Source organism: Rathayibacter sp. AY1A2 (assembly GCF_002930935.1).
GTDB lineage: Bacteria > Actinomycetota > Actinomycetes > Actinomycetales > Microbacteriaceae > Rathayibacter.
The window spans coordinates 67,546-85,645 of the sequence record NZ_PSTP01000001.1 but is presented as its reverse complement, the minus strand read 5'-3'; the positions used below and the strand labels follow the sequence as shown (position 1 = coordinate 85,645).

The following is an 18,100-nucleotide window of genomic DNA, read 5'->3' as shown; positions in this document are numbered from 1 at the left end:
GCCGCGGGCTCAGACCAGGGCGGCGCGGCGCACGACCTCCGCCGGCGGCACGAAGGCGCCCGCCCGCTCGACCTCGTGCACCAGGTCGACCAGCAGCTGGTTGACCGGTGCCTCGCGCCCGCCGCGGTGAGCGGTGCGGACCACGGCCCCGGCCAGGTGGTCGATCTCGCTCGGCACTCCGCGGCGGACGCTCTGCAGCGTCGACCCGGGGTTCGGCACCTCGCCCATCCGCGCGGCCATCCGGCGGGGGAGCAGCTCGACCAGGGGCAGGGGAGCGGCGGCCAGGGCGCGGACGGACGTGTTCGAGAGTCCCTGCAGCGAGCCGAAGCGGACGCCAGACGCGAAGCCCGTCCGGGCGGCCTCGCGCATCGACCGGGCGAGGACGCGCCGCAGCCCCGGATCGTCGATCGTCTCCTGGACCGAGAGCCCGGTGATCGCGGGCAGGGCGTTGACCTCGTTGATCAGCAGCTTCGTCCACTGCGCTCCGGTGAAGTCGTCGGTGACGGCGGTGGGGACCGCCTCGCCGAGCACGGCGGCGGCCCGTCGCACGTCGTCGTCGGCCGGGCGGCCGGGGACGCCGAGCGTGGTCGTGGCAGGAGCCGTGACGGTGACGCGGCCGGGTTCGAGGTGGCTCGCGGCGAAGAGGGCGAGAGCACCCACGAGCCGGGCGTCGCGCACCTGCCGGGCCGCCGCGGTGAGCCCGTCCAGTCCGTTCTGGACGACGACGACGAGGGTGCCGTCGACCGTGCGGCGGTTGGTGCGCAGCGCGTCCTCGGCGTCCTGCGCTTTCGTGCAGACGAAGGCGAGATCGGGCACCAGGTCGAGGGACTCGCCGCAGCGGACCCAGGCGGTGTGCTCGCCCCACGCCCCGTCGAGCCGGATCCCCGACCGGCGGATCGCGGTGAGGTGGTCGCCTCGGGCGGTGACCTCGACGTCGTGCCCGGCGCGGTCGAGAAGGGCGGCGATGGTGCCGCCGACGGCGCCTGCTCCGAGTACTGCGATCCTCATCCGGACAGCCTAGGACGGGCGGGCGAGGGCTCCGGCTCCACCCCGGGGGTACTCCCGATCCGTCCGTGTATCCTCGCACCCGTGCTCGAGACCCCCGCCCCGGCTCCGAACGGGATCCTCCTGCTGGACAAGCCCGGCGGCATCACCAGCCACGACCTCGTCTCGCGGACCCGCCGCCGCGCGGGGACCCGCAAGGTCGGCCACGCGGGGACGCTCGATCCGATGGCGACCGGGCTGATGATCCTCGGTCTCGGCCCCTCGACGCGCCTGCTCACCTACCTCGTCGGCCTCGACAAGCAGTACGAGGCGACGATCCGGCTGGGCTCCTCCACCACCACCGACGACCAGGAGGGCGAGGTGCTCGCCTCGGCGGAGCCCGCCCTCGTCGCGGCCCTCGCCCCGGAGTCGGTGTCCGACGCGATCGCGGCCCTCACCGGAGCGATCGAGCAGGTCCCGAGCACGGTCAGCGCGATCAAGGTGGACGGCCGCCGCGCCTACGCCCGCGCCCGCGACGGCGAGGAGGTCGTGCTCGCCTCCCGCCCCGTGACCGTCTCGGAGTTCGCCGTCCTGGCGAGCCGCCCGGTCGAGGGGTTCCTCGACCTGGACGTGCGCGTCACCTGCTCCTCCGGCACCTACATCCGCGCGCTCGCCCGCGACCTGGGCGCGTCCCTCGGAGTCGGCGGCCACCTGACCGCGCTGCGGCGCACCGCGGTCGGCCCCTTCTCCGTGGCCCAGGCCGGCGAGATCGACGAGCTCGACGTCCCCGCCGCGCTCCTGCCGCCGACGCTCGTGGCGGGCGAGCTGTTCCCCCTGCTGCGCCTCGACGCCCAGGAGGCGGGCGATCTCGCGAACGGCAAGCGCATCCCGGCCCCGGCGGCGGTGGCGGGCGCGAAGGGCCTCCTCGCCGCGGTCGGCCCGGGGGAGCGGCTGATCGGCCTCGCCGAGCGGCGCGGCACCCAGCTCAAGAGCGTCGTCAACTTCCCGACCGAGGACCTGCGGACGGCCGCCTCGTGATCGAGTGGTTCACGATCCTCCAGGTGGGGATCGCCGTCGCGGCCGGCCTGCTCTGCCTCGTGCTCGGGCTGCTCGCCCGCCGTCCCTCGGACGTCTCGGTCGGCGCGACGGCGATCGTCGAGCTGCTGCTGATCGTCCAGCTGGCGGTCGCGATCGTGTCGCCGCTGGTCGGCAACCGCCCGTCGGGGAGCCTGCCGGAGTACTACATCTACCTGATCTCGGCGCTGCTCCTGCCGCTCGCTGCCGGGTTCTGGGCGCTCATCGAGCGGAGCCGCTGGAGCACCGTGATCCTGGGCGTCGCCTGCCTCTCGATCGCGGTCATGGTCTACCGGATGCACCAGATCTGGTTCTTCCAGAGCGCCTGATCGGGCCCGCCACCGGGCCCGGCCCGGCGAGCGCCTAGCATGGACGTGCGATGTCGAAACCAGCCAGCGATGCGTCCGGACGGGCCGCTCACGACCCCTCAGTCCCCTCGGCCCCCGGGAGCGGAGAGCCGACCCGTTCCGCCCGCTCGCGCGGGATCGGCAGCCTCCTGGTCGTGGTCTACGGGATCCTCGCGCTCGCCGCGACGGGGCGCTCCGTCTTCCAGATCATCGACCGGTTCGACGAGGCGCCGCTGGCGTTCTCGCTCTCGGCGCTCTCGGCCGTCGTGTACATCGTCGCGACGATCGCCCTGATCGTCCCGGGCCGCGCTTGGCAGCGGGTCGCGTGGGTGACGATCACCTTCGAGCTGGTGGGCGTGCTCGTGGTCGGCGCGCTCAGCCTCCTCGCTCCGCAGCTCCTCGGGCTCGCGAGCGCCGACCCGTTCGGGCGCCAGTCGACGGTGTGGGCGGCCTTCGGCGCCGGCTACCTGCTCATCCCGCTCGTCCTGCCCGTGCTCGGTCTCTGGTGGCTCCGCGTGCAGGGGCGGCGCACGGCCCGGGCGGCCGCCTGATGCGCGTCGAGACCCGCCCCGGCGACCTGGCCGGGATCGGACCCTCCGCCGTCACGATCGGCAAGTTCGACGGCGTCCACTCCGGGCATCGGGCCGTCATCGGCCGGCTGCACGAGCGGGCCCGCGAGCAGGGGCTCGCCGCCGTCGTCGTCACCTTCGACCGCAATCCGCTCAGCGTGATCGCGCCGGAGAAGTGCCCGCCCGTCCTGGTCGGCAACGAGCAGAAGCTCGAGCTCCTCGCCGGGACCGGCGTGGACGCGACGCTGCTGCTCACCTTCGACGAGGCGTTCCGGGCGCTCTCGCCCGAGCAGTTCGTCGAGCAGGTGCTGGTGGAGGCGCTCGAGGCCCGCGTGGTCCTCGTCGGCTCCGACTTCCGCTTCGGCGCCCGGGGAGCGGGCGACGTCGACCTGCTGCGCGTGCTCGGCGGGCAGCACGGATTCGAGATGGAGCTGATCGACGACGTGCGGCCCGAGGACGGGCGCCGCGTCTCCTCCACCTGGATCCGCGAGCTGCTGGCCGAGGGCGATGTGGAGCACGCGACGCGCCTGCTCGGGCACGAGCCCGTCGTCCGCGGCGTGGTCGTGCACGGAGCGAAGCGCGGCCGCGAGCTGGGCTTCCCGACCGCGAACCTCTCGCCGGAGTCGCAGGGCCTGATCCCGGCCGACGGCGTCTACGCGGGCCGGCTCACCACCGACGGGGTCACGCATCCCGCCGCGATCTCGGTCGGCAGCAACCCCACCTTCGTCGGGGTGCCGCCCAAGCAGGTCGAGGCGTACGTGCTCGATCAGACGCTCGACACCCTCGACCTCTACGACCGCGTGGTCGACGTGGCGTTCGTCGGCCGGATCCGCGGCCAGGTCGCCTACGAGGGCGTCGAGCCCCTCATCCGCCAGATGAACCACGACGTGGTGCAGGTCCGCGAGGTCCTCGGCATCGACTGAGCGGGATGCCGGCCGCCGCCTAGCAGGGGCCGCGGGCCCGCACCAGCGGGAGAGGTCCCGGGGCCATCGGCGTACCGTGGCCGCATGAGCGAAACCCCCTCCGACTCGGCGCGCCCCCTCGCGCTCGTCACCGGCGCGACCGGCTACATCGGCGGCCGGCTGACGCCGCGCCTCCTCGAGGCGGGCTTCCGGGTGCGCGTCCTGGTGCGCGACCCGCGCAAGCTGGTCGACGTGCCGTGGGCGGAGGAGGTCGAGGTCGCCCAGGGCGATCTCGGCGATCCGGAGTCGCTGGAGGCCGCGGTCGAGGGCGTCGACGTCCTCTACTACCTCGTCCACTCGATGGGCTCGGGCAACGACCACGCCCACTTCGAGGAGGTCGAGAGCCGCGCCGCGCAGAACGTCGCCACGGCAGCGAGGTCGGCCGGCGTCGGCCGCATCGTCTACCTCGGCGGCCTGCACCCCGAGGGCCAGGAGCTCTCGAAGCACCTCCGCTCGCGCGCTGAGGTGGGCCGGATCCTGATGGAGTCGGGAGTGCCGACGATCGCCCTGCAGGCGGGCGTGATCATCGGCTCCGGGTCGACCTCGTTCGAGATGGTGCGCCACCTCACCGACGTGCTGCCGTACATGCCCGCGCCGCAGTGGGTGCGCAACTTCATCCAGCCGATCGCCGTGCGCGACGTGCTGCACTACCTGATCGGCTCCGCGTCGCTCGAGGACGCCACGCTCAACCGCACCTTCGACATCGGCGGGCCCGACGTGCTCCGCTACGGCCAGATGATGAACGGCTACGCGGTCGAGGCCGGGCTCCCGCAGCGGCCGATCGCGTCCCTGCCGGTGTTCACCCCGTGGCTGGCCTCGCAGTGGGTCAACCTGGTCACGCCGATCCCGCGCTCGCTCGCGGTGCCCATCATCGCCTCGCTGCAGTACGACTGCGTCGTGCACGAGCAGGACATCCGCGCGCTCATCCCCGACCCCGAGGGCGGGCTGACCTCCTACCGCCGCGCCGTCCGGCTCGCGCTGGGAAAGATGCAGGCGGGCGAGATCGAGACGAGCTGGCAGAACGCGGAGGTCGTCGGCGCTCCCAGCGATCCGCTGCCGAGCGACCCGGAGTGGGCCGGCCACACGGTCTACGTGGACCTCAAGGAGCGCCGCACCCAGGCCGACCCGGCCAAGCTCTGGCGCGTCATCGAGGGCATCGGCGGCACCAACGGCTGGTACTCCTTCCCGCTCGCATGGGTGATCCGCGGCTGGATGGACCGCCTCGTCGGGGGAGTGGGCCTGCAGCGCGGGCGCCGCGACTCCGCGCGCCTGCACGCCGGCGACGCCCTCGACTTCTGGCGCGTCGAGGAGATCGAGCGGCCGAAGCTCCTGCGCCTGCGCGCCGAGATGAAGGTGCCCGGCGGGGCCTGGCTCGAGATGCGCGCCGAGCCCTCCGGAGACGGCGGCTCGGTCTACACGCAGCGCGCGGTCTTCTTCCCGCAGGGCCTCGCGGGCAGGCTCTACTGGTTCGCGATCCTGCCCTTCCACGGCATCATCTTCAACGGCATGGCCAACCGCATCACGGCCACCGCGGCCGACCTGCCGGACTCCGGCGACGAGCGCTCCCCTGGCGGGCGCCGGGTGCAGCGGTGACAATGGAGGGGTCCGGCGGCGGCGAGGCCGCCCGGGACGCCGACGAGAGGAGCACGATGAGCGAACGGTCGAGTACGGACGCGGGGCGCGGACTCCAGCTGGGGAAGGTCCTCTTCATCGGGGACAGCATCATCCAGGCGGGAGCCTGGGGCGAGTGGCTGACGGAGTCGACGGTCGTCGACGAGGGAGTCGGAGGGGCCACCACGGCGGACGTCGTCGCGCGGCTCGCCGAGCTGGTCGCGCAGGAGCCGGACACGGTGGTGCTGCTGATCGGCACCAACGACCTCGCCTGGCACCGCACGACGGAGCACGTCGTGCGCAACATCGAGACGATCGTCGCGACGTTCCGGCGCGACCTCCCGGACGTGCGCATCCTGGTGACCTCGGTCCTGCCGCGCGGACACGAGTTCGCGCCGCAGATCCGCGAGATCAACCGCCACCTGTGGCAGTTCGCGCCCACGGCGCACGCGGGCTACCTCGACCTGTGGCCGGTGCTCGCGGGCGAGGACGGCGGACTGCTCGAGCAGTACTCGCCGGACGGCCTGCACCTCAACGAGGACGGCTACCGCGCGTGGCGCGAGGCACTGGGCCCGGCGCTCGAGGCGGTCGTGCGGATGCCTCCGCGGACCCGCCCGATCACGCTGCCCTACGACGAGTTCGCGCGGCCGAAGACGGCCTAGCGCAGCACAGTGGAGGGGGAGTCGACCGCAGGGTCGGCTCCCCCTCCGTCATTCCGCGGCCAGGGCGGCCTCGAAGGCCGCGAGGGCGTCCGCGGAGAAGAGGACGAACCGGACCTCGTCGAGTGCGCCGTCCGCGGTCGCCTCGCGGACCGTCTCCACCGCGATGCGCGCCGCGTCGTCCATCGGCCAGCCGTAGACGCCTGCCGAGACGGCCGGGAAGGCGAGCGTCCGCGCGCCGAGGCCGACAGCGGTGCGCACCGACTCGCGGTAGGCCGAGGCGAGGACGGCGCTGCGGTCCTCCGACCACGAGTGGACGGGACCGACGGTGTGCACGACCCAGCGGGCGGGGAGGCGGCCGGCGGTCGTGGCGACCGCGGAGCCGGCGGGCAGGCCGTCCGGCAGCTCGGCCCTGCGGAGCCGGCGGCACTCGGCGAGGATCTCCGGCCCGCCCGCGCGGTGGATCGCGCCGTCGACGCCGCCGCCGCCGAGGAGCGACGAGTTCGCCGCGTTCACGATCGCGTCGACGTGCTCGCGGGTGAGGTCGCCGCGCACGGCTCTCAGGGTGGTCACGACTCCTCCTCCAGGCTTCGTCCGAGGGCAGCGATCGCCGCAGGTCCCACGCGGCAGCAGCCGCCGATCAGATCCGCTCCCGCCGCGCGCCAGGAGGCGACCAGCGCGGGGTCGAAGGCCGCGTCGCCTGCCCAGCGACGCTCGACGGCGTCCCACTCCTCGCCGCTGTTCGGGTACACGACGACCAGCTTGCCGGTGACGGAGCGGGCGATGCGGACCGCCTCGGCGACGTCGCCGGGCGGGCAGCAGTTCACTCCCACGCCGACGACCTCCTCGGAGGCGGCGGCGACGGCGAGCGCCTCGGCCAGGGGCTCGCCGGACGCGGTGCGGCCCGAACGGCCGCTCACGCAGATCCAGGCGGGGACCGAGGAGCCCGCGAGGGCCTTCACGACGGCCCGCACCTCCCGCACCGACGGGATGGTCTCGACAGCGAGCAGGTCGGGCCCGGCCGCGGCCAGGGTCTCCAGGCGCGGGCGGTGCCAGGCGGCGAGCTCGCCGACGGTGAGGCCGTCGTCGCCGCGGTACTCGGAGCCGTCGCCGAGGCTCGCGCCGTAAGGGCCGACGGAGGCGGCGACCCAGCCGCTCTGCGCGCGCCGGGCCAGGTCGACGCTCTCCTGGAGGGCGCGCTCCGCGAGGCCCGGGGCCAGGCCCGCGGCCGCGAATCCGCTCGCGGACACCTGGTAGCTCGCGGTCACCGCGATCCGGACGCCCGCCTCGGCGAAGGCGCGGTGCGCGGCGACGACCCGGCCGGGCTCCTCCAGCAGGACCCGGGCGCTCCAGAGCGAGGAGTCCACCGCGGCGCCCTGCGCCTCCAGCTCCGTGCCCAGGCCCCCGTCGAGCAGCAGCGGGCGCACCCGCGCCGCGGCGACGAGGCCTGCGGTCACGAGCGGTTGTTGGAGAGCTCGAAGATCTTCACGAGCTCGGCGATCGCCGCCTCGCGGGCGTCTCCGCCCTCCTCGAACATCGCGGTGATGTGCGTGCGGAGGTGGTTCTCGACGATGAGCTTGTTGAGCGAGCCGAGCGACTTCTGGATCGCGAGGGACTGCGTGACGATGTCGACGCAGTAGTCCTCGTTCTCGATCATCCGCTCGAGGCCGCGCATCTGGCCGCCCAGGATCCGGGCACGGTGCAGCGAGCGCTTCTTGAGGTCCTCGATCACTCCTCCAGCCTACGCGCCGCAGGCGGTACCCGGGCGGGGTATGCGCGCCTACGATCGAGGGGTGAGCACCCGCAAGCCGTCCCGCGCGACCGCCGCCCGCTACCCCTCGCGCGACCGCGCCCGCATGGCGCTCGCGCCCGGGATCCTCGGCGCGATCGTGCTGCTGGCAGGGCTCGCCCTCGTCGGCTCCGACGCCTACGACTTCATCCGCTACCCGGTCGCGATCCTCGCGGCGGTCATCGGCTGGTTCGCGATCCAGGCGCGCGCACTCCTCTGGCTGATCGGGCTCGTCCCGGTGCTCGTGCTGTGGAACCCGGTGCTGCCGTTCGCCTTCCCGGACGCGATCTGGTCCTCGCTGAGCCTCGCCGCGGTCGGCGTCTTCGTGGCGGCGGGCCTCGTCATCCGCGTCCCGACCCCGGAATGACGACGAGCGCGACCGTCCGCGCGGCGGAGCGCCGACCGGACCGCCCCGAGGAGTAGACTGGAGGCGCACCCGCACGCCGGGGATGCTGCGACCGGGTCCCAGACCCGTTGCTCGGAGCTCCCGACGGCCACCGGATGCACCGACGCCCGACGCCTCTCCGGAGGCGATCCGGCGGATGCACGGCGACGGCAGCGCGCGGGAACCCCTCCTCCGCCCCCGTCACACATCGAGGAGGAGCATGGCTCGCAGCGGCCAGCGTCAGTCCGGTCAGACGCGACGAGCGTCGAACGCCGCCGGGAGCCGACCCCGATCGCGCTCGCGCGGCGTGGACAACGCGGGGATCATCCCGATCCTCGCCCGCCGCGTCCGCGAGGTGGAGGCGAAGGCCCAGACCGGCAAGGTCGGACCGACCAACCGGACGAAGTTCCTGGTGATCGCCCTCCTGATGCGCGAGGAGCGCAAGCGGGTCAAGGTCGATCCCTCGCTCAGCGACGCGCAGCGCGCCGAGGAGATGAAGCGCCTCGACGGCATCGCCACGATCCTGGCCAAGACGGCCGCCCGCGACACCAGCCTGATCGCGCTGCTCGAATCGGAGGCCGGCGTCACGGCGGCCGCGCAGAAGCTCCGCCGCGACTGGCTGCTCGAGGCGGGCGCGGAGCTCAGCCCCGACGAGCTGCTCATCGTGACCGAGCCGGAGCCCAAGCCCGAGGTGCCGGTCAACCAGGTCGTGCCGCAGTCGGTGCGCGCCCGCCAACTGGCGAACCCCTTCCTCCCGCCGGACTTCTCGATCGCCGAGGCCTCGGCTCCGGCGCCGCGCCGCAGGCTCGACGACTGGGAGCTGCTCGGGCCGCTCTTCAAGGCGTTCGAGTACGGAGCGGGCGGACGGGCCGCGAGCATGGAGCTCCCGGAGCCGCCGAAGCTCGACCGGGTCTCGCCGCGCGGCCGCGAGCTGATGCCGCACCAGGCGCGCTTCATCGAGAGCGCCCGCGAGGGGCACCGCAGCTTCCTGCTCGCCGACGAGCCGGGTCTGGGCAAGACCGCGCAGAGCCTCCTGGCCGCCTCGGTGGTCGGGGCGTACCCGCTGCTCGCGGTGGTGCCGAACGTGGTCAAGATGAACTGGGCGCGCGAGGTCGAGCACTGGACCCCGCAGCGGCGCGCCACGGTCATCCACGGAGACGGCGGCACGCTCGACGCGTTCGCCGACGTGGTCATCGTCAACTACGACATCCTCGACCGGCACATCGGCTGGCTCGGGAGCCTGGGCTTCCGCGGCATGGTCGTCGACGAGGCGCACTTCATCAAGAACCTCCGCTCGCAGCGCTCGCAGAGCGTGCTCGCGCTGGCGTCGAGGATCCGCGAGACCACTCCGGGGCACGATCCGCTGATGATCGCGCTGACCGGCACCCCGCTGATCAACGACGTCGACGACTTCCGCGCCATCTGGCGCTTCCTCGGCTGGATCGACGAGACCAAGCCGGGGCCGGAGCTGATGGGCCGCCTCGAGGAGACGGGCCTCACCCCCGCCGACACGGGCTTCTACCCGGAGGCGCGCGAGGCCGTGATCGACCTCGGCATCGTCCGGCGCAAGAAGATCGACGTCGCCGCCGACCTGCCGTCGAAGCGGATCGTCGACCTGCCCGTCGAGCTGGACGACGACCTCGGCCGCTCCATCCAGAAGGCCGAGCGCGAGCTCGGCGCCCGCATGCTGCAGCGCTTCAGGGCGGTCACCTCCTCGATCACGCACGAGCTCGACGACGACGAGCGCGAGCGGTTCATCCGCATCGTGGCGCAGAGCGAGCTCGAGGAGTCGAAGTCGGCCAAGACCGGCGAGAACGTCTTCACCATGGTGCGCCGGATCGGCCAGGCCAAGGCGGCGCTGGCCGCCGACTACGCCTCGCAGCTGGCCCGCTCGGTGGGCAAGGTCGTCTTCTTCGCGAAGCACATCGACGTGATGGACCAGGCGGAGGACACCTTCGAGAAGCGCGAGCTCACGTCCGTCTCGATCCGGGGGGACCAGACCGCGGCGTTCCGCCAGACGCAGATCGACGCCTTCAACGAGGACCCCGACGTCTCGGTCGCCGTCTGCTCGCTCACCGCGGCGGGAGTCGGCGTGAACCTGCAGGCGTCGTCCAACGTGGTGCTCGCCGAGCTGTCGTGGACCTCGGCCGAGCAGACGCAGGCGATCGACCGCGTGCACCGCATCGGCCAGGAGGAGCCGGTGACGGCGTGGCGGATCATCGCGGCGCACACGATCGACGCGAAGATCGCCGAGCTCATCGACGCCAAGGCCGGTCTCGCCGCCCGCGCGCTCGACGGCGCGGACGCCGAGACGGCCTCGGCCGACACAGTGCAGCTGGACGCCCTCATGCACGTCCTGCGCGAGGCGATCGGCTGAGTGCACCCGGCCGGGCCGGCTGAGCGCACCCGGCCGGGCCGGCTGAGAGCTCAGCCGGTCCGGGCGAGCGGTGCGGCGAAGAAGTCCCTCTCGAACGAACTCGACCGCAGGAACGCGTCCCTCATCGCGGCGCGCTCCCTCGGTGAGGCGTCGCGGGCGGCCTGCTCCGTGAACTCGATCGCCCGCTCGGTGGCCGTCGCGAAGACCGGGTCGCCGTACGTGAGCAGCCAGTCCGCGTAGGGGTGCTCGGGATGCCCGGAGGCGGCGAGGCGCGACCCGACGTCGGCGTAGAGCCAGAAGCAGGGGAGCAGGGCGGCGACGATCTCGCCGTAGCCGCCGCGCGCGGCGACCGCGAGCAGGTGGTCGGTGTAGCCGCGGGTCACGGGCGCGGGCGTCGCGTCCCTGGTCCCGAGCCGGTCGCGGTGCAGCTGCGCCTCCGCCGCGAGGGCGGACGCCGAGCCCTCGGCCCAGAAGACCTGCTCGGCGGTGGTCGGCGCGCGCTGCGCCGCCACGGCCAGGACGCGGGCGTACTCGGTGAGGTAGAGAGCGTCCTGCTCGAGGTACCACTCGAAGTCCTCCCGCCCGAGGGAGCCGTCGCCGAGGGCCCGCACGAACGGGAGCGCGTCGATCTCGTCGCGGAGGGTCCGGGTCCGCTCCCAGACGTCCGCGCAGAACGCCGGAGGACGTTGCCGGTGGAAGTGGTCGATCGGGCCGTTGCCGGTGCCGACCTCCAGGGCGTCGGCGGCGCGCAGGGCGCCGGTCAGCCACTCCTTGGCCTCCGTCAGCGCCTCGACCAGGGCGTCGGAGGAGGCATCGCGCCCGGCCAGGAGCGTCGCCATCGCGGACGAGAGCGAGCACCCGGTGCCGTGCGTGTTCGAGGTGGCGACGCGCTCGCCGGGGACCTCGCGCACGAGGCCGTCGGGGGTGACGATCGCGTCCGGGGTGGCGGGGCCGTCGAGGTGGCCGCCCTTCACCAGCACGGCGGCGTCGAGGGCGCGGGCGAGTGCCGCTCCCTGCGCGAGCGCGGCCGGCCAGTCGGAGGCGGTCGGCTCTCCGGCCAGCACGCCCAGCTCGGGGAGGTTCGGCGTCACCAGGTCGGCGCGGCGGAGCAGGTCGCGCACGGCGTACTCGGCTTCGGGAGCGAGCAGCCGGTGACCGCTGGTCGCGACCATCACCGGATCCACGACCACGACGGGCGGGCGGACCTCGTCGAGCCACTCGGCGACGACTCCGGCGTACTCGGCCGTGGCGAGCATCCCGATCTTCACCGCGTCGATCGTGACGTCGTCGCTCACCGCGTCGAGCTGCTCGCGGAGGAACGCGGCGGGCGGCAGGTGCACGGAGCGGACCCCGTGCGTGTTCTGCGCGACGAGCGCGGTGACGACCGCCATGCCGTAGCCGCCGAGCGCGCCGATCGACTTGAGGTCGGCCTGGACGCCGGCACCGCCGGTCGGATCGGTGCCGGCGATGCTGAGGACACGGGGGACGCGAGCGCCGGCGGTCATCGGTCCCACTCCGCTCGGATCAGGCGGGCGGCCGCCGCGGGGTCGGCGGCCGTGCAGAGCGCCGACACGACCGCGAGGCCGGCCGCACCGGCGAGGCGGAGTGGCCCCGCGTCCGCGGCTCCGACTCCGCCGATGGCGACGCAGGGCAGCGCCGTGGCCGCGGCGAGGGCGGCGAACCCGTCGACACCGAGGGGAGCGGGGTGGTCGGGCTTGGTCGCGGTGGGCCGGATGACGCCGACGCCGAGGTAGTCGACCGTCCCCGCGGGCAGGGCGCGGACGGCGGCGAGGTGCTCGGGGGTGTTCGCGGTGAGCCCGATCACCGCGTCGGGACCGAGCAGCGAGCGGGCGGCGGTGACGGGGAGGTCGGACTGCCCGAGGTGGACGCCGTGGACGCGGGCGCCCGCGAGGCGGGCGGCGAGGGCGACGTCGACGCGGTCGTCGACCAGCAGGGTCGTGCGCTCGTCGAGGACGGCGGCGACGGCCCGGGTCAGGGCGACGAGCTCGGCGGCGGAGGCGTCGTGATCGCGGATCTGCACGGTCGTGACTCCGCCTCGGACGGCGGCAGCGGCCACGGCGGGCACGCCGCGCGGGCCGCACTGGGCGGTGTCCGTGACGAGGTAGAGCGAGAGGTCGAGGCTCATGCGATCCGCGCCCCGGCCTCGGCGTCGGCCGGCTGGAGGGCAGCGAGGGCGTCGAGGAGGCCGACGGCGAAGGACCCGGGACCGCTGCTCGCAGCGGCGGCCCGCTCGGCGGCGAGGCCCCAGACCGCGGAGGCGCTGACGGCCGCGTCGAGCGGGCGGGCGCCCGCGCCGAGGAACGCCGCCATCACGGCGCCGAGCGCGCAGCCGCCGCCGGTCACGCGGGTCAGCAGCGGGTGGCCCCCCGTGACCCGGACGATCCGCTCGCCGTCGGTGACGAGGTCGACCGCTCCCGAGACGGCGACCACGCCTCCGGTGCGGCGGGCGAGGACGCGGGCGGAGTCGAGCGCCTGCTCGGCGGTGTCGACGGCGTCCACGCCGCGGCCGCCCGCACCGGCTCCCGCGAGGGCGAGGATCTCGGAGGCGTTGCCGCGGATGATCGCGGGCCGCGCCTCGAGCAGCTCCACCGCCAGAGCGGTGCGGACGGGCAGCGGGCCCACGGCGACCGGATCGAGCACCCACGGGGTGCCGGCGCGTCCGGCCGCGGCGACCGCCTCGCGAGCACCCTCGCGCTGCTCCGCTCCGGGCGTGCCGAGGTTGACGAGCACCGCGGAGGCGAGGCCCGCGAAGACGCCCGCCTCGCCGGGCAGGTCGCACATCGCCGGGCTGGCGCCGAGGGCCAGAAGGCTGTTGGCGGTGAAGCCGGTGACGACCGCGTTCGTGATGCACTGCACCAGGGGCCCGGCGGCGCGGAGCTCGGCGAGATCGCGACCCACGGACGCCGGGTCGGGCGCCGTGTCGGCGGGGAGGGTCGGGTGGACAGGCGTGCGAATGCTCATTCGCGACATCCCTTCGCTAGTACGAACTAGATCAGGTTCAACGGGTCTTCTCTCAGCCCTGGCGGGCACCCCGTGTCACTGCGCACGACCCTAGCAGCGGGCGCGGGCGCGCTCGCTGCTGCAGTGCGAGAGGAGGGAGCGGGCCGTCGTCGCCCCTTCGCCCGGGAGCGGCCGCTCAGCCGGTGAGGATCGTCGAGTCGCCGCGCGGCCCCACCGCGACGCGGAGGCCGATCGGCAGCCGCTCGCGCATCGCGTCGACGTGGCTGATCAGGCCGATCGTCCGACCGCCCGACCGCAGCTCGTCGAGCGTGCTGAGCGCCGTCTCGAGCGTCTCGGCGTCGAGCGAGCCGAAGCCCTCGTCGATGAACATGGTCTCGAGCGAAATGCCGCCGGACTGCGCCGTCACCACGTCGGCGAGGCCGAGGGCGAGGGCGAGCGAGGCGAGGAACGTCTCGCCGCCGGAGAGCGAGGCGGGCTGCCGGCGGACGCCGGTGAAGGCGTCGAGCACGTCGATCCCGAGGCCGGAGGCGGCACCGCGGTAGGCGAGCGAGTCGTCGTGGGCGAGGGCGTAGCGGCCGCTGGTCATCGCGTCGAGGCGGAGGTTCGCCGCGGTCACGATCTCCTCCAGGCGTCCGGCGAGGGCGAAGGCCTCGAGGTCCATCCGGCGCGTGTTCTGCCCCCGGCCGGAGACGGTCTCGGCCAGCGCGCGCAGCTCCTCGTGGCGGTGGAGACGCTCACCCAGCACGGCGAGGCGGCCCGCGGCCGTCGCGGCGAGCTCGGCCAGGCGCTCCGAGCGGTGCTCGAGCACGGAGAGGCCGGCTCGCGCCTCGTCGCGACGGGCGGAGGCCTCGCGCGAGCGCTCCTCGGCGGCGGCGAGGTCGACGGCCGTGCCCGGCAGTCCGCGGAGCTCCGGGTCGGCGAGCACCGCCTCCGTCGCGCTCCGCCGTCGCTCGTGCTCGGCGACGACGGCCTCGGCCCGTGCCCGGTCCCCGCTGGCCAGCGCGGCCGACTCGGCCTCCTCGGCGGTCGTGAAGCCGCGCTCGGCGAGGACCTCGGCGAGCTCCTCCCGGGCGGCGGCGGCGGCCTCGGACCGCGAGACGGCCGCCTCCTCGGCCTCGACCAGGGCGACGGCACGGCGGCGCTGGGCACTCAGCTGCTCGACCCGCGAGGCGACGCTCGTCGCGCCGTCGCGGAAGGCCTCGACGCGCTCCCGCAGCAGCCGCAGCGCTTCAGCGGCGAGGGCGGACTCGTCGGCGCGGGCGCGGTGCTCCTCGCGAGCGGCGTCCCGTCCGGTCGTGAGAGCGTCGATCCGGGTGCGCAGCCGGGTGCGCTCGCGCCGCAGCTCCTCCATGCGGGCGGCGGCGCGGCGCGCCGAGGCGAGCCGCTCCTCGTGCGCCGGGCGGAGCGACTCCGGATCCGCGTCCTCGCCCACACGCTCCTCGAGCGCCGCGAGAGCCCGAGCCGCGGCTCCCTCGCGCTCGCGGGCGCCGTCGAGGGCGGCGGCGGCGCGCTCCACCGCGACGCGGGCCCGGTCGAGGTCGTCGGTGCCGACCGTCGTCGGGCCGTCGTGCTCGGCCGGGCGGGGGTGCTCGCACGAGCCGCAGACGGGGCAGGGCTCGCCCGGCTCCAGCCGCTCGGCGAGCTCCCCGGCGAACCCGGCGAACCGGCGCGCGATCAGGGCGGCCTGCTCCGCGGCGCGCTCGCCGTGGACGCGCGCCGCGTCGGCGTAGGCCGTGCGGAGCCGCTGCAGGCCCGCCGCAGTGAGATCGCGCTCGAGGGCCGCGGCGATCCTCCGCTCGAGCGCGGCGAGCTCGTCGACGCGCGCGGGGACGGCGGCGGCCTCCCCGGCCAGGGACTCCTCCTCGCCGGCGAGCGCGTCGACGCGAGCGGGCAGCTCGCGCAGCTCCGCCTCGATCCCGGCGAGCGCGGTCGCCGCCGCCTGCTCGGCGCGCGCGGACCGCTCGGCGACGCGCTCCGCGTCGGGGAGCCGGCGCTCCTCTGCCAGCGCCTCGGCGAGGGCGCCGAGGACAGCGGCGAGCCGTTCGGCCGTCTCGGCGGCCGGGCCCCCGGACGCGTCCCCGTAGGCGTCGGCGGCGAGGTCGCGCTGCTGCCGGGCGGCCCGCTCCTTCTCGGCGGCTGCCCGGGCGGAGCGGAGCAGCGGCAGCACGCCGTCGGCCCGGCGCGCGCGCTCGATCGCGGCCCGCTGCTGCTCGACGTGCGCCTCGGCGACCACGAGCTCCTCCGCCTCGATGAGGGCGCGCCGGCGCCGCTCCTGGCCCCGGGCGGTGCGCCGGGCCTCGTCGAGAGCGGCCCCCGCGGCCTCGTGCGCCGCGTCGGCCGCGGCGGAGCCGGCCCGGGCCGCCTCGAGCGGAGCGGCGAGCCGCGCCGGCAGCCCGGCGAACCAGGCGGCGTCCGGCAGAGGCGGCTCGGCTCCGTCATCGAGGAGCCGGACGGCCTCGTCCGCGAGCGCCGTCACGGTCGCGCGCTCCTCCTCGAGCCCGACGGCGCTCGCGTCGCGCTGCTCGAGCAGGCGGCGGCGGAGCAGATCGAAGCGCTCGGTCGCGAAGAGCGTGCGCAGGAGCCGCTGCCGGTCGTCGTTCTTCGCGAGCAGGAACTCGTGGAAGCGGTTCTGCGCCAGCAGGATCACCTGGAGGAACTGGTCCTTCGTCAGGCCGACGATCCGGCCGATGTCGGCGCCCACCTCCTTCGCGCTCGACGAGAGCCCGACCCAGGTGCCGTCGATCTGCTCCAGCAGCTCGACCTTCGCCGGCTGGGTCGTGGTGCCGGTGCCGCGCCGTTTCGGCCGCTCGTACTCGGGCGAGCGCCGGACGCGGTAGACGCGCCCCGCCGCCTCGAAGTCGAGCTCGGCGAAGGTCTCGTCCTCGGGGCCGCTGTGGTCGCTCCGGAGGCGCGAGGCGGTGCCGTCGAAGCGGGGGACCGAGCCGTAGAGCGCGAACGCGATCGCGTCGAGGATCGTCGACTTGCCCGCTCCGGTGCGCCCGGCGATGAGGTACACGCCCACGTCCTCGAGCCGGTCGAAGTCGACGCACTGCTCGGCGCGGAACGGTCCGAGTCCGGCGAAGGCGAGTCGGCGGATCCTCACCGCAGAGCCTCGGCCTCGACGGCCGCGAGCGCGTCGAGGGTGAGGGCGCGCTCGGTCTCCGTGGCGCCGTGACCGCCGCGGACGTGGGCGAGGAAGTCGTCGACGACCTCCACGTCGCTCCGCCCGCGGATCCGCTCGGCGTACGCGCGCGGCTCGGCCGCGGCGTGCGGGGGCCGGTGCTCGAGCGTGGCGCAGCCGGGGAAGCGCGACTGCAGGCGCGCCATCGCGTCGAGCGGGCGCACGGGATCGGTGAGCACCGCCGAGACCCAGTCGCCCTCCACCTCGGCCAGGGAGGGATCGCGCAGCAGCTGCTGGAGCTCGCCCTCGATCACGCTGAGCCTCCTCGGCACGGGGAGCGGCGACCACTCGACGCCCTCGAGCCCCTCGGGCCCGATCGTCACCAGCCAGGCGCCGCGCGGCTTCGACGCCTCGCCGAACGAGTAGTGCAGCGGCGCTCCGGAGTAGCGCACTCCCGGCAGCAGCTCGGCGCGTCCGTGGATGTGCCCGAGCGCCGCGTAGTCGGCCGCGGCGAAGTGCTCGACCGAGACGTAGTCGAGCCCGCCCGCCGTGATGTCGCGCTCGAGGACCGCGGCCGGGGCTCCGACCGCGAAGCAGTGCGCGAGCACGACCCAGGGACGGCCCGCCGCCTCGGCGGCGGCGCGCACCCGCGCCATCGCGAAGGCGAGCACGTCCTCGTGGCGGCGCAGCTGCTCCTCCGGGTGCCGGTGGCGGTAGAGGGCGGGCTCGAGGAAGGGGATGCCGTGGACGCCGACCTCGAGGCCGGACGCGTCGCGCAGCAGGACCGGCTCGGCGTACGCCTCGGGGTCGGTGAGGACGTGGACGCCCGCTCCGCGAAGGAGCCCCGCCTGGAAGCCGAGCCGGGCGGGGGAGTCGTGGTTGCCGCTGGTGAGGACGACCTCGGCGCCGGCCGCGCGGATCGCCTCGAGGGTGCGGGTGAGGAGGGTGTAGTGCTCCGCGGCGGGCACGGCGGAGTCGAAGACGTCGCCGGCGATCAGCACCGCGTCCACGCGCTCGGCCCGCACCGTCTCGACCAGGGCCTCGAGCACGGTCGCGAGCGCCGCCGTCGTGGAGTGCCCGTGGAAGGTGCGGCCGATGTGCCAGTCCGAGGTGTGCAGCAGCTTCACGGTCGTCCTTCCTCTGCGTCGTCCGGGGGAGCGACTCCAGGCTAGTGAGGCCCTCCGACACCGGCGGCGCAGCGGACACCTCCCGTTCACCGGGAGGTGCACAATAGGGCGTC

Annotated in this window: 17 protein-coding genes and 1 riboswitch; of the genes, 8 read left to right on the top strand and 9 right to left on the bottom strand. The window is 74.8% G+C overall.

The genetic code is table 11. The features are described from left to right. Positions 1-9 precede the first annotated feature (9 nt). Positions 10-1,008 carry a ketopantoate reductase family protein gene (locus tag C5B93_RS00390; RefSeq protein ID WP_104225598.1) on the bottom strand — a complete coding sequence of 333 codons (999 nt, stop codon included), beginning with the start codon at positions 1,006-1,008 and terminating at the stop codon, positions 10-12. 81 nt (positions 1,009-1,089) lie between these two features. On the opposite strand from C5B93_RS00390, the gene truB reads away from it, so the two are divergent. From truB to C5B93_RS00360, 6 genes are all read left to right on the top strand, one after another. Next, positions 1,090-2,022, top strand: a complete 933-nt coding sequence (truB, locus tag C5B93_RS00385) for a tRNA pseudouridine(55) synthase TruB (RefSeq protein ID WP_104291506.1) — start codon at positions 1,090-1,092, stop codon at positions 2,020-2,022. Further along, entirely contained in the window at positions 2,019-2,387 is a 369-nt protein-coding gene (locus C5B93_RS00380; RefSeq protein WP_104223058.1) for a hypothetical protein, read from the top strand. Before truB ends, C5B93_RS00380 begins: the two co-directional genes overlap by 4 nt. A gap of 50 nt (positions 2,388-2,437) precedes the next feature. Then, complete coding sequence (locus C5B93_RS00375; RefSeq protein WP_258062831.1) at positions 2,438-2,956, top strand: hypothetical protein; 519 nt, start codon at positions 2,438-2,440, stop codon at positions 2,954-2,956. Continuing rightward, positions 2,956-3,897, top strand: a complete 942-nt coding sequence (locus C5B93_RS00370) for a bifunctional riboflavin kinase/FAD synthetase (protein WP_104291670.1) — start codon at positions 2,956-2,958, stop codon at positions 3,895-3,897. The genes C5B93_RS00375 and C5B93_RS00370 overlap by 1 nt, the downstream gene beginning before the upstream one ends. Positions 3,898-3,981: 84 nt before the next feature. Further along, positions 3,982-5,529: an SDR family oxidoreductase gene (locus C5B93_RS00365; RefSeq protein ID WP_104233790.1), complete on the top strand. Its 1,548-nt coding sequence runs from the start codon at positions 3,982-3,984 to the stop codon at positions 5,527-5,529. 56 nt (positions 5,530-5,585) lie between these two features. Then, positions 5,586-6,209, top strand: coding sequence for a GDSL-type esterase/lipase family protein (locus C5B93_RS00360; protein ID WP_104225671.1), 624 nt, complete (start codon positions 5,586-5,588; stop codon positions 6,207-6,209). Between the two features lie 48 nt (positions 6,210-6,257). Here C5B93_RS00360 and C5B93_RS00355 read toward each other — a convergent pair whose 3' ends face one another. Genes C5B93_RS00355 through C5B93_RS00345 form a run of 3 tightly spaced genes read right to left on the bottom strand, consistent with a single transcriptional unit; the run spans position 6,258 to position 7,938 of the window. Then, complete coding sequence (locus tag C5B93_RS00355) at positions 6,258-6,779, bottom strand: O-acetyl-ADP-ribose deacetylase (protein ID WP_104233789.1); 522 nt, start codon at positions 6,777-6,779, stop codon at positions 6,258-6,260. After that, positions 6,776-7,663 carry a homocysteine S-methyltransferase gene (gene mmuM / locus C5B93_RS00350; RefSeq protein ID WP_104291505.1) on the bottom strand — a complete coding sequence of 296 codons (888 nt, stop codon included), beginning with the start codon at positions 7,661-7,663 and terminating at the stop codon, positions 6,776-6,778. Before mmuM ends, C5B93_RS00355 begins: the two co-directional genes overlap by 4 nt. Further along, entirely contained in the window at positions 7,660-7,938 is a 279-nt protein-coding gene (locus C5B93_RS00345; protein ID WP_104223062.1) for a metal-sensitive transcriptional regulator, read from the bottom strand. Before C5B93_RS00345 ends, mmuM begins: the two co-directional genes overlap by 4 nt. Positions 7,939-7,999: 61 nt before the next feature. On the opposite strand from C5B93_RS00345, the gene C5B93_RS00340 reads away from it, so the two are divergent. Together C5B93_RS00340 and C5B93_RS00335 are read left to right on the top strand one after the other, a co-directional pair. After that, positions 8,000-8,362 carry a DUF6804 family protein gene (locus tag C5B93_RS00340; RefSeq protein WP_244229446.1) on the top strand — a complete coding sequence of 121 codons (363 nt, stop codon included), beginning with the start codon at positions 8,000-8,002 and terminating at the stop codon, positions 8,360-8,362. Positions 8,363-8,600: 238 nt separating this feature from the next. Continuing rightward, a complete protein-coding gene (locus C5B93_RS00335; protein WP_104225603.1) occupies positions 8,601-10,757 on the top strand; it encodes a DEAD/DEAH box helicase in 2,157 nt (718 codons plus the stop codon). Positions 10,758-10,807: 50 nt separating this feature from the next. Here C5B93_RS00335 and thiD read toward each other — a convergent pair whose 3' ends face one another. From thiD to C5B93_RS00310, 5 genes are all read right to left on the bottom strand, one after another. Next, positions 10,808-12,262, bottom strand: coding sequence for a bifunctional hydroxymethylpyrimidine kinase/phosphomethylpyrimidine kinase (gene thiD / locus C5B93_RS00330; protein WP_104291504.1), 1,455 nt, complete (start codon positions 12,260-12,262; stop codon positions 10,808-10,810). Further along, complete coding sequence (thiE, locus tag C5B93_RS00325; RefSeq protein WP_104291503.1) at positions 12,259-12,903, bottom strand: thiamine phosphate synthase; 645 nt, start codon at positions 12,901-12,903, stop codon at positions 12,259-12,261. Before thiE ends, thiD begins: the two co-directional genes overlap by 4 nt. Next, on the bottom strand, positions 12,900-13,739 hold the full coding sequence (thiM, locus tag C5B93_RS00320) for a hydroxyethylthiazole kinase (RefSeq protein WP_104246561.1): 840 nt from the start codon (positions 13,737-13,739) through the stop codon (positions 12,900-12,902). Before thiM ends, thiE begins: the two co-directional genes overlap by 4 nt. After that, a riboswitch (TPP riboswitch) is annotated at positions 13,731-13,822 on the bottom strand. (Overlaps the previous gene by 9 nt.) A 92-nt stretch (positions 13,823-13,914) precedes the next feature. Then, the gene (locus C5B93_RS00315; protein ID WP_104291502.1) at positions 13,915-16,842 is read right to left on the bottom strand and encodes an AAA family ATPase; all 2,928 of its coding nucleotides are present in this window, start codon (positions 16,840-16,842) and stop codon (positions 13,915-13,917) included. Beyond that, a complete protein-coding gene (locus C5B93_RS00310; RefSeq protein WP_104260936.1) occupies positions 16,839-17,987 on the bottom strand; it encodes an exonuclease SbcCD subunit D in 1,149 nt (382 codons plus the stop codon). Before C5B93_RS00310 ends, C5B93_RS00315 begins: the two co-directional genes overlap by 4 nt. Positions 17,988-18,100: the final 113 nt, after the last annotated feature.